Origin of the sequence: Bradyrhizobium oligotrophicum S58, from assembly GCF_000344805.1 — a bacterium.
GTDB classification, from domain to species: Bacteria; Pseudomonadota; Alphaproteobacteria; order Rhizobiales; family Xanthobacteraceae; genus Bradyrhizobium; species Bradyrhizobium oligotrophicum.
Window position 1 is genome coordinate 4,032,848 of the sequence record NC_020453.1, and the last position, 13,758, is coordinate 4,046,605.

The following is a 13,758-nucleotide window of genomic DNA, read 5'->3' on the forward strand; positions in this document are numbered from 1 at the left end:
GCCCGCGAAGCCCTCGCGATCCCGACCTTCCGGTCGGGTCTGGCGAGGGCTTGTGACGGAAGGTCACCATGCAGACTGTCTTGATCGTCATTCACCTCATGATCGTCACCGTTCTGATCGGTGCGGTGCTGTTGCAGAAATCCGAGGGCGGCGGCCTTGGCATGGGCGGAGGCGCCGGCTTCATGTCGAGCCGCGGCACGGCCAACCTGCTGACGCGCACCACCGCGATCCTGGCGGTCGGCTTCTTCCTCACCAGCCTGGCGCTGACCTGGTTGGCCGGCTACGACCGCAAGCCGACATCGATTCTCGGCAACACGCCCGGTCAGACGCAGTCGGGCGGAGCGACCCCGGTGGCGCCGACCAGCGGCGGTGTGCTCGACCAGTTGAAGAAGGCCGACGAGCAGCAGGCTCCCGCGGCTCCGGCCGCGCCGCAGGCCCCGCAATCGCAATAAAGCGGGGAAGCCATGCAGGAAAGCAATTGGCTTCCTGCATCATGAGACGGTCTCAAGTCCCTGAGGCCATTCATATTTCGACGTCACCCACAGGCCCGCGACAACGTTGCGGGCTGCAAGCGATTCGTTTTGGCGAATCGAGCGCGCGGCATTAAAGGTAGGGTCCCATGGCGCGGTACATCTTCATCACCGGCGGCGTGGTTTCCTCGCTCGGAAAGGGTCTGGCTTCAGCCGCGTTAGGCGCGCTGCTGCAGGCCCGCGGCTACAAGGTTCGGCTTCGCAAGCTCGACCCCTATCTCAATCTCGATCCAGGCACGATGTCGCCGTATCAGCACGGCGAAGTGTTCGTGACCGACGACGGCGCCGAGACCGATCTCGATCTCGGCCATTACGAGCGCTTCACCGGGCGTCCTGCGACCAAGCAGGACAACATCACCACCGGTCGCATCTACCAGGACATCCTGACCAAGGAGCGCCGTGGCGATTATCTCGGCGCGACCATCCAGGTCGTCCCGCACGTCACCAACGCGATCAAGGATTTCGTCCTGTCCGGAAACGACGAGTACGATTTCGTGCTGGTCGAGATCGGCGGCACCGTTGGCGACATCGAAGGCCTGCCGTTCTTCGAGGCGATCCGGCAGCTCGGCAATGAGCTGCCGCGCCATCACGCGATCTACATTCATCTCACTCTGCTGCCGTACATCCCGAGCGCCGGCGAATTGAAGACCAAGCCGACGCAGCATTCGGTCAAGGAGCTGCGCTCGATCGGCATCCAGCCGGACATCCTGCTGTGCCGCACCGATCGCGAGATCCCGAAGGAGGAGCGGCGCAAGCTCGGCCTGTTTTGCAACGTGCGTGAAAGCGCCGTGATCGAGGCGCGCGACGTCGACAACATCTACGCCGTGCCCGAGGCCTATCATGCCGCCGGCCTCGACGACGAGGTGCTGGCTTCGTTCGGCATCGAGCCGCGCGTGCCGCCGGCGCTTTCGAGCTGGCACACGATCAACGAGCGCGTCCGCAATCCGGAAGGCGACGTCACGATCGCGATCGTCGGCAAGTACACCGGCATGAAGGATGCCTACAAGTCGCTGATCGAGGCGCTGTCGCATGGCGGCATCGCCAACAAGGTCCGCGTCAAGCTCGACTGGATCGAGAGCGAGGTGTTCGAGAACGAGGATCCCGCGCCGTTCCTCGAGCACGTCAACGGCATCCTGGTCCCCGGCGGCTTCGGCCAGCGCGGCGCCGAGGGCAAGATCCGCGCGGCGCAGTTCGCCCGGGAGCGCGACGTGCCGTATTTCGGCATCTGCTTCGGCATGCAGATGGCCGTGATCGAGGCGGCGCGCAACCTCGTCGGGATCACCGAGGCCAACTCGACCGAGTTCGGCCCGACCAAGGAGCCGTTGGTCGGTCTGATGACCGAATGGCTGCGCGGTAACGAGCTGGAGAAGCGCTCCAAGAGCGGCGACCTCGGTGGCACGATGCGGCTCGGCGCCTATCCTGCCGCACTCAAGCGCGGCAGCCGCGTGTCCGACGTCTATGGCGGCGCGACCGAGATTTCCGAGCGGCATCGCCACCGCTACGAGGTCAACACCGCCTATAAGGACCGGCTCGAGCAGCATGGCTTGAAGTTCTCCGGCCTGTCGCCCGACGGCGTGCTGCCGGAGATCGTGGAATACGAGGACCATCCCTGGTTCATCGGTGTCCAATTTCATCCCGAGCTGAAGTCGCGGCCCTTTGAACCTCACCCTCTCTTTGCGTCCTTCATCCAGGCCGCGATGGTGCAGAGCCGGCTGGTCTGAGCCGGCCCACGATACTGATGCCCCGACCGCGGCGGCTCAGGCAAGCGTGACGCACTCCTCGCTGGCGCGGTGCTCCTTCGCGGCGGGGGAGCCGTCCGCATCAACCGCCGGCGCGGCGTCGCGCGTCAGCAGCCTGTATTGCGGCCGTCGCGTCAGCCGGTAGACCGCGGCCGGCGGCACGTTGAGGAGCGCGCGATCCACCAGCGTGGCGCGCAGGCCGAGCCGGTCGAGGATCGGCCGCGGCACCGGGCAGCGCATCCCGTAGGTGAATTGATAGAAGGTGCCGCCGGGGCGCATATAGCTGAACGCGCCGCCGACGATCGAGATGATCTTGCGCGGCGACATGTTGAGCAGCGGCAGCCCGCTGATCACCGCGCCGACGGGCGTGCCCTGGTAGAGCTGCGCCGACCCCAATCGCGCCGCATCCATCCACAGCACGCGTGCGCCGGGAAAGCGAATCTGCAGCAGCCGCATGAAATCGGAGCCGTACTCGATCAAAGTGAGATCCCGCTGGCGCACGCCGCGCTTCAGCAGCTGGTAGGTGAAGGCGCCCGTTCCCGGACCCAGCTCCAGGACCGGGCCCGTGTCGGCGGTGATGTCCCGCGTGATCAGTTCGGCGAGCGCGGTGCCCGAGGGTGCGATGGCGCCGACGCGGCGCGGCGCCGCCATCCACGCCGTGAAGAACGAGAGGAAGTCGTGTGACATTGGCATTCCCAGCAATTTGTCATGGCGCCTCGGCTCGATCGCGAAGCGTGCTCGCTTTTTTGCGGGGGTTGCGTTGCGACAACATTGCGCGATTTGCGCGTCACTGCACGAACGGGGCCGGCGGTAGCGCCAGGCGGAAGCAGGCGCCGCCGTTCGACCGATCGAGCACGGCGACGTGCCCGCCGTGCAGCCTTGCGATCTCTCTGACCATGTTGAGGCCGAGGCCGGCGCCGCGATCGAGCGACGTCAGACGATAGAACGGATCGAAGATCCTGTTACGTTCGCTCGGAGGAATGCCGTCGCCGTCGTCGGTGACGTCGATCGTCGCGGCCGAGCCGATATGGATGGTGATGGTGCCGCGGCGGCCGCCATGCTGGATGGCGTTCTGCACCAGATTGGTCAGCGCGCGCTCGAGCGCGGCGCGGTCGCCGAGCGTTTCGGTGCGGTCGGACGCCGTATCGAGCGACAGCTCGTAGCCCGCGGCGATGGCAAGCGGCGCGAGGTCCGCCGCGACGGTCTGCGCCACCGCGACGAGATCGACGCGCACGAACGGATGACGGCATTGGTCGAAGCGCTGAATGTCGAGCAGCTGCTCGGCCAGCGTGGCAAGCCGCGCCGAATCTTCGAGCAGCCGAATTTTGTCGGGACCTGCCGGCAGCGATTCCAATCGCGTGTTGAGGATCGCGATCGGCGTGCGCAGCTCGTGCGCCGCATCGGCAACGAAGCGCTGGTGACGCGAATAGCCGTCATCGAGCCGCTTCAGCGCGTCGTTGACGGCGGTCACCAGCGGGGCGACTTCGAGCGGCAGGTGATCCGCGGACAGCCGGCTGCCGTGCTGCCGGAAATCGATCCGGCGGGCTTCCTCGGCCGTGGTGTCGATGCCGGCGAAGGCGCGCCTGATCACCATCGGCGTCGCGAAAAAGGTCACGGCGGCCATCAGCAACAGGCCGGGTAGGGTGACGGCGAAGAAGGTCAGGGAGGCCGCGAACAGCGCCCTGATGCCGGACAGGCGCCCCTGCGTGGCGGTGATGATCTGGACGTTGCCGATTTCGGTGTCGACGCGCTTCATGCGCGCCGGGGATTTGCGCGGATCGTCCTCGAACATCTGCCAGCCAAGCCGCGCCTGGCTGATATCGTCGAGCGCGCCGCCGATCTTCGTGAACGCGTCCGGCACCTTGCCTTCGGAGAGCGTTTGGCCCTGCCGGTCCCGCACGAGGAACCAGAGGTCGGGCGTTTCGTCGCGCAGCTGTTTCAGCTCCGCGGTCGGGCGCAGCGCCAGTCCGCCGTTGCCGTCACGTCCGAGTGACCCCCGCACGACATCCATCACGCGATCCTCGTCGCGTTCGAGGATCGGTAGCCCACCGGCCCACAGCGTGCCGACCACGAGCGCGATGACGGCGAACAGCAGTGCGGCCTGCAGCATCACCAGCCGCCAGGTCAATTTCGAGCGCAGGCAATAGTGATCGGCTGTGGCGCTCATGGCACCTGCTTCAGCAGGTAGCCGACGCCGCGGATGCTGTGGATCTCGACGCCGCCATCGGCATCGGCAAGCTTGCGCCGCAGCCGCGAGACGTGCGCATCCAGCGCGTTCGACTGGATCTCGTCGTCGAAATTGTAGACCGCTTCCTCCAGGGTCGCGCGCAGCACGGTGCGGCCCATGCGCCGCAGCAGCGTCTCCAGCACCAGGAGCTCGCGCCGCGGCAGCTCGAGCGGGCGGCCGTCGACGCTGGCCTCGCGATGAGCGCAATCGAACGCGACGCGGCCGGCCTTGATGATGTCGAGCTGCAGGCCGGCGGGGCGGCGCAGCACGGCGCGCAGCCGCGCCATCAGTTCCGCAACGGCGAACGGCTTTGCCAGATAGTCGTCGGCGCCCTTGTCGAGGCCGGCGATGCGGTCGGCAAGATCGCCGCGCGCGGTCAGCACGATGATCGGGACGCCATCGGCCTTGGCGCGCAGTTTCGGAATCAACGCCAGGCCGTCGCCGTCGGGAAGCTGGCGGTCGAGCAGGACCGCGCCGTGGACGTCGGCGCAGATCGCCTCCTCGGCCTCGGCCAGGCTCGGCACATGGTCGACCACCATGTCAAAGCCCTTCAGCGCCTGCGACAGCGCCGCCGCCATTTCGGCCTCGTCTTCCACCAGCAAGATCCGCATGTCCTCGATATCCCAGGTCCTGGAACGGCCGCGTCTCGTGTCGTCGAGCTCGAGTCCGATGCCGCATCGGGCATGCGTTCGGAAAGAGGGTTCTAGGGCCAATAACATTGCAGCAACATTGCGAGAATGGCCCGGCCGTGGGGAACAAGGGTGCCATGTTGTTGCCCCCTCAAGACATCCTGAAAACGGCTCGCTATAACCCGCAGCACAACAATCCGGGGAGGACCGCCAATGATCTACGAGAGCCGCATCTATCGCTGCATTCCCGGCCGGCTGCCGGCGCTGCTCAAGCGCTTCGAAAACACCACGCTGAAGCTCTGGGAGAAGCACGGCATCCGCCCGGTCGGCTTCTTCACCACCCTGATCGGCGAATCCAACCAGGACCTGACCTATTTCATCGCCTGGGAATCGCTCGCCGAGCGCGAGACCAAATGGACGGCGTTCATGACCAATCCGGACTGGATCGCCGCGCGTGCCAAGAGCGAGGAGGACGGCCAGATCGTCGCCAACATCACCAGCCAGTTCCTGGTGCCGACGGCGTTCTCGGCGTTGAAATAGAGCCCGGGGAGGGGCGGGGATGACCGGTCCCCGCAACCCTGCTATTCGCAGGCAAACGCCGGTTGATCCGGCAGCCGGCGCTGGGCCATGGTCGCGCGCTCTCATGAGGATGATGTCGTGAACGCTTCGATCTCTGCCGCACCGGTCGTCACGCTCGGCTCCGTCAAGTTTGGCAATCAGCTGCCGCTCGCGGTCATCGCCGGTCCCTGCCAGCTCGAGAGCCGGGCCCATGCGCTCGAGGTCGCCTCGGCGCTGAAGGAGATCGCGACGCGGCTGAACATCGGCCTCGTCTACAAGACCTCGTTCGACAAGGCCAACCGCAGCAGCGGCTCGGCCGCGCGCGGCCTCGGGCTTGCGCAGTCGCTGCCGATCTTCGCCGAGATCCGTTCCTCGTTCGGCCTGCCGGTGCTGACCGACGTCCACGACGCCAGCCAGTGCGCCGAGGTCGCGCAGGCGGTCGACATCCTGCAGATCCCGGCCTTCCTGTGCCGGCAGACCGATCTGCTGCTCGCGGCTGCCGCGACCGGCAAGGTCGTGAACGTCAAGAAGGGCCAGTTCCTGGCGCCCTGGGACATGGCGAATGTCGTCGCCAAGATCACGAGCGCCGGCAATCCCAACGTGCTGGTCACCGAGCGCGGCGTCTCGTTCGGCTACAACACCTTGGTCTCGGACATGCGGGCGCTGCCGATCATGGCGCGCACCACCGGCGCGCCGGTCGTCTTCGACGCCACGCATTCGGTGCAGCAGCCGGGCGGGAAGGGGACGTCGTCGGGCGGCGAGCGCGAGTTCGTGCCAGTGCTGGCACGCGCAGCGGTGGCCGTCGGCGTTGCCGGCGTGTTCATCGAGACGCATCCGGATCCCGATCATGCGCCCTCCGACGGACCGAACATGGTGCCGCTCGCGCAGTTCGAGGGTCTCTTGCGTACGCTGATGGCGTTCGATGCGCTCGCCAAGGGGCAGACGGCGGCCGCTCCGCGCTGATGCACCAGACCGTGGCAAAACCTTCGCAGCAGCGCTTTCCTCCCGCCGTCAACATCATCGCGCTGGCCGGCTTTTCGGCGGCGCTGTCGACGCGCGCGCTCGATCCGGTGCTGCCGCACGTCGCCGAGGATTTTTCGATCAGCATCACCACCGCGGCCGGCATCGCTGCCGGTTATGCGCTGATCTACGCCTTGATCCAGCCCGCGATCGGCGCCGCTGCCGACCTGTTCGGCAAGGCACGGCTGATGACGCTGTGCCTTGCGCTGCTCGGCGTCGCCAGCCTGCTCGGCGCGCTCGCCACCTCGTTTCCGCTGCTGTTCGCCTCGCGCATTCTCGCCGGCATCGCCTCGGGCGGCGTGTTTCCGGTGGCGCTCGGGCTGACCGCCGATCTCGTCGCGCCCGACAAGCGGCAGGTTGCGATCGGCCGCACGCTGGCCGGCTCGATGGCCGGCAACCTGCTCGGCGCCACCGCATCCGGCATCATCGGCGATTTCATCGGCTGGCGCGGCGTGCTCGCGATCCTCGGCGCGCTCGGGCTGATCGCCTCGTTCGCGGTCGCCGCCGGCTTTCGCGGCGCCAGCGTCACCCACGTGCCGACCACCGATCTTGCCGCGCTGCGCAAGGGCTACCGCACCATCTTCACCAATCCCAATTCGCGCTTCTGCTTCCCGGCGGTGTTCGTCGAAGGCTGCTGCGTGTTCGGGCTGTTTCCCTTCATCGCCTCGTTCCTGTTCGATCTCGGCGAAACCTCGCTGTCGATCGCCGGCATCGTCATCGCAGGCTTCGCGGTCGGCGGCCTGTTCTACACCTTCACGGTGTCGAACTTCCTGCCGCGGCTCGGCGTCAAGGGCATGATGATCACGGGCGCGAGCCTGGTTGGCCTGCAGCTCGCCGCGCTCGCCTTCGGCCCCGGCTGGAAGCTGCAGATCGGCTGCATGCTGCTGATGGGCTGGGGCTTCTACATGATCCACGGCTGCCTGCAGGTGTTCGCCAGCGAGCTGTCGATCGAGGCCCGTGCGACCGCGATGTCGCTGCACTCGTTCTTCTTCTTCATGGGTCAGACGGTCGGCCCGATCGCCTATGGCTTCGGCCTCGTCCATGGCGGCAAGCAGCCGACGCTGCTGATCGCCGCCGCGCTGATGGTCGTACTCGGCTTCGCCTGCGCCGCGCTGCTGCGGCAGCGTCCGCCGGCGGATGCGGCAACCACGTCGTGACCATCTCGGATGTGAGCCGGGAAACCCGTTCTCGACCTCGGTGCTGAGCTTGCGCGACTGGAGCATGTCGGTACCGGCACTTCCGTAGCTCGCAGACGCGATGCCGCCGTCCCGCGGCGCATCTTGCGTCCGAGTCTTGCTGCAGGACCGCCCTCGAAAGACAGAGGGCGCGGGGAATGCCGGGAGCTGGCCGCCCCCATGGCCCGCCAGCGAGAAAAAATGCTGGCGGCAGGAACCACAGGTTCAGCCGAGACATCCCGGCATTCCCCGCGCGATGGTTGGGCGGCTTATACGTACTCTCCCCGGGGACCGGGCTTTTTTGCCCCCGTGACCGGCGGACCATCATCACCGCCAGCGTAGCCTCAGCGTCGGGAGGCCAGGACCATACGACTTCGCCGGCGCATCAGGCTCGTTCGTCCGCATGAATGATCACGCTGCGACCCGACACGCCCACCGCATCCCGCCTCAACGTCCGTGACGACCGCGAAGCGCCCCTCCGATCGAGACGGGATGGCGATAGTCAATCATGGATTCTGATAAAGCGAAAGTAAAATCTTTCCGCAATGGGAGGCCAGGCAGGTGAGTCGCTTGAATCTACGGGCAATTTGAGTTTTTTAGCGCACGCTGTTCCGGTAGCGGTCGAGAGGGCATAGGCAGGAAGCAGCGGATGGCTCGCGTATTGGCACCAGCACTGGCGTGCAAGTGATTCGCCCGACGGGCGGACATTCTCGCGTTGCGAAGCTGACGTGCCTGTCGGCAGGCTGCGAATGCTCCGTCGCTGCTACCTTAACCTTTGGCAGCAACTGGATATTTTGCTAGTTCTGATTGCCGCCCTTGCGCCGTTCGGGGGGCGCCGGTCGGTCCGGGATGGAGGGGGAAGACGTAGTCTCATGTTCGAGCAGACATTTAAGAATATCGATGACGTCTTGTGGAAGGAAGCTGGCTGTGCGACGGAGCTGGATTACACCGAGCAGACATCGTGGATCCTCTTTCTGAAGTATCTCGACGATCTCGAGCGGGCTAACGAGCAGAAGGCCGAGCTTCACGGCAAGAAATTCACCTACATCATCGACAAGAAGCATCGCTGGTCGACCTGGGCTGCGCCCAAAAAGAAGGACGGCAGCTTCGATCACGACAACGCCAAGACCGGCGATGACCTGATCGACTTCGTCAACCGCGACCTGTTTCCCTATCTGCAGGGGTTCCGCACCCGGGCCGAGGGCTCCGATACGATCGAGTACAAGATCGGTGAGATCTTCAGCGAGATCAAGAACCGCTTCCAGAGCGGCTATTCCCTGCGCGACGCGCTGGAATTGATGGACAGCCTGAGCTTCGGCTCGCAGGACCAGAAGCACGAGCTGTCGCACATCTACGAAGCCAAGCTCAAGAACATGGGCAATGCCGGGCGCAACGGCGGCGAATACTACACACCGCGCCCGCTGATCCGCGCCATGATCCAGGTGATCAACCCGAAGATCGGCGAGCGCATTTATGACGGCGCCTGCGGCTCGGCCGGCTTCCTCTGCGAGGCGTTCGATTATCTCCGCGCCAAAGCGAGTTCGACCAAGGACATTAGGACGCTTCAGGAGAAGACTTTCTTCGGCAAGGAGAAGAAGAGCCTCGCCTACGTCATCGCCATCATGAACATGATCCTGCATGGCATCGAGGCGCCGAACGTCATTCATGCCAATACGCTGGCGGAGAACATCAGCGACATCCAGGACAAGGACCGCTTCGACGTGGTGCTGGCCAATCCGCCGTTCGGCGGCAAGGAGCGGCCGGAAATCCAGCAGAACTTTCCGATCAAGACCGGCGAAACTGCATTCCTGTTCCTCCAGCATTTCATCAAGTCGCTGAAGGCGGGCGGCCGCGCCGCCATCGTCATCAAGAACACGTTCTTGTCGAACTCCGACAATGCTTCGGTAGCGCTACGCAAGGAGCTTTTGGAGAACTGTAACTTGTTCACGGTGCTGGACATGCCCGGCGGCACCTTCCAGGGCGCCGGCGTCAAGACAGTGGTGCTGTTCTTCGAGAAGGGCGCGCCGACACGCAAAATCTGGTTCTACAAATGCGATCCCGGCCGCAATCTTGGGAAAACCAACCCGCTGAATGATGACGATCTGAAGGACTTCGTCGCTTTGCAGGCGAAGTTCAGAGACAGCGAGAATTCTTGGACAGTCGACGCTAAGAGCGTTGACCCGACGACCTTCGATCTCTCGGTGAAGAACCCGAACAAGGTCGAGGAAGCGGCGCTGCGTGATCCCAAGGACATCATTGCGGAGATGGCGGCGCTTGATGCGGAGAGTGCGGAAATTCTCGCGAGTATTGGGGCCATTCTATGAAGAAGGGTTGGGAGCAGATAAAGCTCGGTGAGGCATGCTCGCTGATTAGCAGGGGTATTGCGCCACGGTATATAGAATCAGGTGGCCTAGCTGTAATCAATCAAAAATGCGTACGTGATCACGAGATTTCGTATGAACTCTGCCGCCGTCACGATGCGGCTGCCAAAGCCGTTGACAAAGAGCGATATGTTCGGGTGGGTGACGTTCTTGTCAATTCGACTGGTACTGGAACGCTGGGACGTGTGGCTCAAGTGCGCAAGGAGCCCAAGGAGCCCACTACGGTGGATACCCACGTCACCATAGTGCGGCCTAAGCCGAACCGCTTCTACGCCGACTTCTTCGGCTATATGCTTATGAAAATCGAAGATGAAATTACGAAAAGTGGGGAGGGCGCGAGTGGGCAAACCGAATTGGCTCGAACGACGCTGCAGAGAAAATTCGACGTGTCATTCCCGACATCGCTCGCCGAACAACAGTGCATCGTCACCATTCTGGACGAAGCGTTTACCGGGCTGGCGACCGCAACCGCTAACGCTGAGAAGAATATTAGGAACGTGCGCGAGCTGTTTAACAGCTTCCTTTGTTTGATCTTTGGCAAGAAGCGAGAGGGATGGAAAGATAAATCACTGGATGAAGTGGCGATGCAATTTGGAAGGGGAAAGTCAAAGCATCGTCCACGGAATGATCCATCGCTTTACGGTGGAAAGTATCCCTTCATCCAAACGGGAGATGTCCGGAACGCGGATCGTTTGATTGTTGAGTACTCGCAGACCTATAACGAGAAAGGATTGAAACAAAGCAAGCTTTGGCCAAAAGGAACAATTTGCATTACGATCGCTGCGAATATTGCTGAAACTTGCATTCTCGGTTTCGATGCGTGCTTTCCGGATAGTGTTATCGGTATGGTTGTCGATCCGCACCAGACTAATAACAAGTTCGTCGAGTATCTCCTGCAGTTCTTCAAGGGTGTTCTACAGGCTCAAGGGAAAGGCAGCGCACAAGACAACATTAATCTTACTACGTTTGAAACCCAAAAATTCCCGTTTCCCTCAGTGGACGTTCAAAACGCACTGGTTGAAAGACTCGACGCCATGGCAGAGGAAGCACGTCGCCTTGAAGGGGTGTATCTGGCGAAGTTAGCAAGCATTGCGGAACTAAAGCAATCCCTCCTTCGAGAGGCGTTTTCCGGCAGACTGACTTCACCGCCAACTCGAGCTGTCAACGAGGCCGCCGAGTGAACGAGGCCGAGACTCGCGCCGAGCTGATCGATCCCGCGCTGCGGGATGCGGGTTGGGGCGTGGTCGCGGATAGCCGGACCCGGCGCGAGGAAATCTGCCCTGGACGCATTGAGGGCGGCGGTCGGCGGGGCAAGAAGCAGATTGCCGACTACGTTCTCACCTTTCGCAATCACAAGCTCGCTGTGATTGAGGCCAAGGCGGAGGACAAGGGGCCGACGGAGGGCGTCGGCCAGGCCAAGATTTATGCGGAGCGGTTGCAGGCGCGCTTTGCTTTTTCCACCAATGGCCGGCTCATCTATCAGATCGATAGGACGACCGGCCAGGAAGCCTACGTCGAGCGCTACCCGACGCCGGAGGAGCTCTGGGCCAGGGTATTCGAGACTCCGAACGCGTGGCGCGACCGCTTTGCCGCCGTGCCGTTCGAGGCGAGCGGCAAATGGGAAACCCGCTACTACCAGCACAACGCCATCGAAAACACGCTGGAAGCTATTGCCGCCGGCAAGCGGCGTATTCTGCTGACGCTGGCCACCGGCACGGGCAAGACCGCGATTGCCTTTCAGATCGCCTGGGCGCTGTTCCAGAGCCGCTGGAACCTGTCGCGCGAGCCGTTGCGCCGGCCTCGCATCCTGTTCCTCGCCGACCGCAACATTCTCGCCGACCAGGCGTATAATGCCTTCTCGGCCTTCGGCGAGGACGGCGCGCGGGCGCGCATCAAGCCGGACGAAATCCGCCAGCATGGCCGGGTGCCGAAGAATGCCTCGTTGTTCTTCACCATCTTCCAGACCTTCATGAGCGGCACCGCAGCGGATGGGCAGCCCGCGCCCTATTTCGGCGACTATCCGGCGGACTTTTTCGACTTCATCATCATCGACGAATGCCACCGCGGCGGCGCCAATGACGAGAGCAATTGGCGCGACATTCTCGACCACTTTTCCCCGGCGGTTCAGCTCGGCATGACCGCGACGCCACGGCGCACCGACAATGTCGACACCTACCGATATTTCGGCGAGCCGGTCTACGTCTATTCGCTGAAGGAGGGCATCAATGACGGCTTCCTGACGCCGTTCAAGGTTCAGCAGATCGCGACCACGCTCGACGACTACGTCTACACCCCCGACGACAAGATCGTCGAAGGCGAGATCGAGGAGGGCAGGCGCTATCGCGAGCCGCAGTTCAACCGCACCATCGAGATCGAGGAGCGGGAGCGCTATCGCGTCCGGCTGTTCATGGACCTGATCGACCAGAAGGAAAAGACGCTGGTGTTCTGTGCCACGCAGGCGCACGCCGCGCTGGTGCGCGATCTGATCAACCAGATCAAGACCTCGACTGACCCGAACTATTGCGTGCGGGTGACGGCCGAAGATGGAGCGCTCGGCGACCAGTGGCTACGCACGTTTCAGGACAACGAGAAAACCATCCCGACCATCCTGACCACGTCGCAGAAGCTGTCGACCGGGGTCGATGCGCGCAATGTCCGCAACATCGTGCTGATGCGGCCGATCAACTCGATGATCGAGTTCAAGCAGATCATCGGGCGCGGCACGCGGCTGTTCGACGGCAAGGACCATTTCACGATCTACGACTTTGTGAAGGCCTATGAGCACTTCAACGATCCGGAATGGGATGGCGAGCCGGAAGAGCGGGTTGATGCCAGACCGAAGACGCCGATCGATGAGCCCGAGCCAGGCTTCGACGAGGAAGCGCCCGGAGAGGAGAGCGAAGGCAGGACGCGACCGAAGCGGATCAAGATCAGGCTGGCCGACGGCAAGGAGCGCCAGATCCAGCACATGATGGCGACCACGTTCTGGGGGCCGGACGGCAAGCCGATTTCGGCGGCTCAGTTTGCGGAAAAGCTGTTCGGCGAATTGCCGCCGTTCTTCAAGAACGAGGACGAGCTGCGGCGCATCTGGAGCAGGCCGGACACGCGCAAGGCGCTGCTCGAAGGGCTGGCGGAAAAAGGCTTTGGCGCAGCGCAACTGGCCGAGATTGGTCGTATGATTCATGCTGAGAAGAGCGACGTCTTCGATGTCCTGGCCTATATCGCCTACGCGCTTGCGCCGATCACGCGCGAGGAACGAGTCGCGTCGCGGCGCAGCGACATCGCCGCCCGCTACGACGCCAAGTTGCAGGCATTCCTCGATTTCGTCCTGGAACAGTATGTCGGCCACGGCGTCGAGGAGCTGGACCAAGATAAGCTGGCACCGCTCGTGGAGCTGAAATATCGATCAATTGCCGACGCTGCCAGCGAATTGGGCGGTGTTGCGGTGATCCGTGATGCGTTCATCGGATTTCAGCGCTATCTCTACGAACTCGGGTAA

General features: G+C 63.4%; 11 protein-coding genes. 8 read left to right on the plus strand and 3 right to left on the minus strand.

Going from position 1 to position 13,758, the window contains the following annotated elements; all coding sequences use genetic code 11:
• The first annotated feature begins 68 nt into the window (after positions 1-68).
• Together secG and S58_RS17280 are read left to right on the plus strand one after the other, a co-directional pair.
• Complete coding sequence (gene secG / locus S58_RS17275; protein ID WP_015666635.1) at positions 69-452, plus strand: preprotein translocase subunit SecG; 384 nt, start codon at positions 69-71, stop codon at positions 450-452.
• 167 nt (positions 453-619) lie between these two features.
• The gene (locus S58_RS17280; protein WP_015666636.1) at positions 620-2,251 is read left to right on the plus strand and encodes a CTP synthase; all 1,632 of its coding nucleotides are present in this window, start codon (positions 620-622) and stop codon (positions 2,249-2,251) included.
• A gap of 36 nt (positions 2,252-2,287) precedes the next feature.
• On the opposite strand, the gene S58_RS17285 is transcribed toward S58_RS17280, so the two are convergent.
• The 3 genes from S58_RS17285 to S58_RS17295 all read right to left on the minus strand — a co-directional run bounded on the left by S58_RS17285 (position 2,288) and on the right by S58_RS17295 (position 5,107).
• Entirely contained in the window at positions 2,288-2,956 is a 669-nt protein-coding gene (locus tag S58_RS17285) for a class I SAM-dependent methyltransferase (protein ID WP_015666637.1), read from the minus strand.
• Positions 2,957-3,056: 100 nt separating this feature from the next.
• On the minus strand, positions 3,057-4,436 hold the full coding sequence (locus S58_RS17290) for a sensor histidine kinase (RefSeq protein WP_015666638.1): 1,380 nt from the start codon (positions 4,434-4,436) through the stop codon (positions 3,057-3,059).
• Positions 4,433-5,107 (minus strand): response regulator, encoded by a 675-nt coding sequence (locus tag S58_RS17295; protein WP_042339720.1) that lies wholly within the window; start codon positions 5,105-5,107, stop codon positions 4,433-4,435. Before S58_RS17295 ends, S58_RS17290 begins: the two co-directional genes overlap by 4 nt.
• 231 nt (positions 5,108-5,338) lie before the next feature.
• On the opposite strand from S58_RS17295, the gene S58_RS17300 reads away from it, so the two are divergent.
• The 6 genes from S58_RS17300 (at position 5,339) to hsdR (ending at position 13,758) form a co-directional block, all read left to right on the plus strand.
• Positions 5,339-5,665 (plus strand): NIPSNAP family protein, encoded by a 327-nt coding sequence (locus S58_RS17300; RefSeq protein ID WP_015666640.1) that lies wholly within the window; start codon positions 5,339-5,341, stop codon positions 5,663-5,665.
• A 117-nt stretch (positions 5,666-5,782) separates the two neighbouring features.
• Positions 5,783-6,646 (plus strand): 3-deoxy-8-phosphooctulonate synthase, encoded by an 864-nt coding sequence (gene kdsA, locus S58_RS17305; protein ID WP_015666641.1) that lies wholly within the window; start codon positions 5,783-5,785, stop codon positions 6,644-6,646.
• Positions 6,646-7,860: an MFS transporter gene (locus S58_RS17310; RefSeq protein ID WP_015666642.1), complete on the plus strand. Its 1,215-nt coding sequence runs from the start codon at positions 6,646-6,648 to the stop codon at positions 7,858-7,860. Before kdsA ends, S58_RS17310 begins: the two co-directional genes overlap by 1 nt.
• Before the next feature lie 890 nt (positions 7,861-8,750).
• Positions 8,751-10,202, plus strand: a complete 1,452-nt coding sequence (locus tag S58_RS17315; RefSeq protein ID WP_015666643.1) for a class I SAM-dependent DNA methyltransferase — start codon at positions 8,751-8,753, stop codon at positions 10,200-10,202.
• Positions 10,199-11,440 (plus strand): restriction endonuclease subunit S, encoded by a 1,242-nt coding sequence (locus S58_RS17320; RefSeq protein WP_015666644.1) that lies wholly within the window; start codon positions 10,199-10,201, stop codon positions 11,438-11,440. Before S58_RS17315 ends, S58_RS17320 begins: the two co-directional genes overlap by 4 nt.
• Positions 11,437-13,758 carry an EcoAI/FtnUII family type I restriction enzme subunit R gene (gene hsdR, locus S58_RS17325; RefSeq protein ID WP_015666645.1) on the plus strand — a complete coding sequence of 774 codons (2,322 nt, stop codon included), beginning with the start codon at positions 11,437-11,439 and terminating at the stop codon, positions 13,756-13,758. Before S58_RS17320 ends, hsdR begins: the two co-directional genes overlap by 4 nt.

What these genes read in the sequence shown, in the direction of transcription:
- secG (WP_015666635.1), top strand. Translation starts at nt 69, where the DNA reads ATGCAGACTGTCTTGATCGTCATTCACCTCATGATCGTCACCGTTCTG.
- S58_RS17280 (WP_015666636.1), top strand. Translation starts at nt 620, where the DNA reads ATGGCGCGGTACATCTTCATCACCGGCGGCGTGGTTTCCTCGCTCGGA.
- S58_RS17285 (WP_015666637.1), bottom strand. Translation starts at nt 2,956, where the DNA reads ATGTCACACGACTTCCTCTCGTTCTTCACGGCGTGGATGGCGGCGCCG.
- S58_RS17290 (WP_015666638.1), bottom strand. Translation starts at nt 4,436, where the DNA reads ATGAGCGCCACAGCCGATCACTATTGCCTGCGCTCGAAATTGACCTGG.
- S58_RS17295 (WP_042339720.1), bottom strand. Translation starts at nt 5,107, where the DNA reads ATGCGGATCTTGCTGGTGGAAGACGAGGCCGAAATGGCGGCGGCGCTG.
- S58_RS17300 (WP_015666640.1), top strand. Translation starts at nt 5,339, where the DNA reads ATGATCTACGAGAGCCGCATCTATCGCTGCATTCCCGGCCGGCTGCCG.
- S58_RS17310 (WP_015666642.1), top strand. Translation starts at nt 6,646, where the DNA reads ATGCACCAGACCGTGGCAAAACCTTCGCAGCAGCGCTTTCCTCCCGCC.
- S58_RS17315 (WP_015666643.1), top strand. Translation starts at nt 8,751, where the DNA reads ATGTTCGAGCAGACATTTAAGAATATCGATGACGTCTTGTGGAAGGAA.
- S58_RS17320 (WP_015666644.1), top strand. Translation starts at nt 10,199, where the DNA reads ATGAAGAAGGGTTGGGAGCAGATAAAGCTCGGTGAGGCATGCTCGCTG.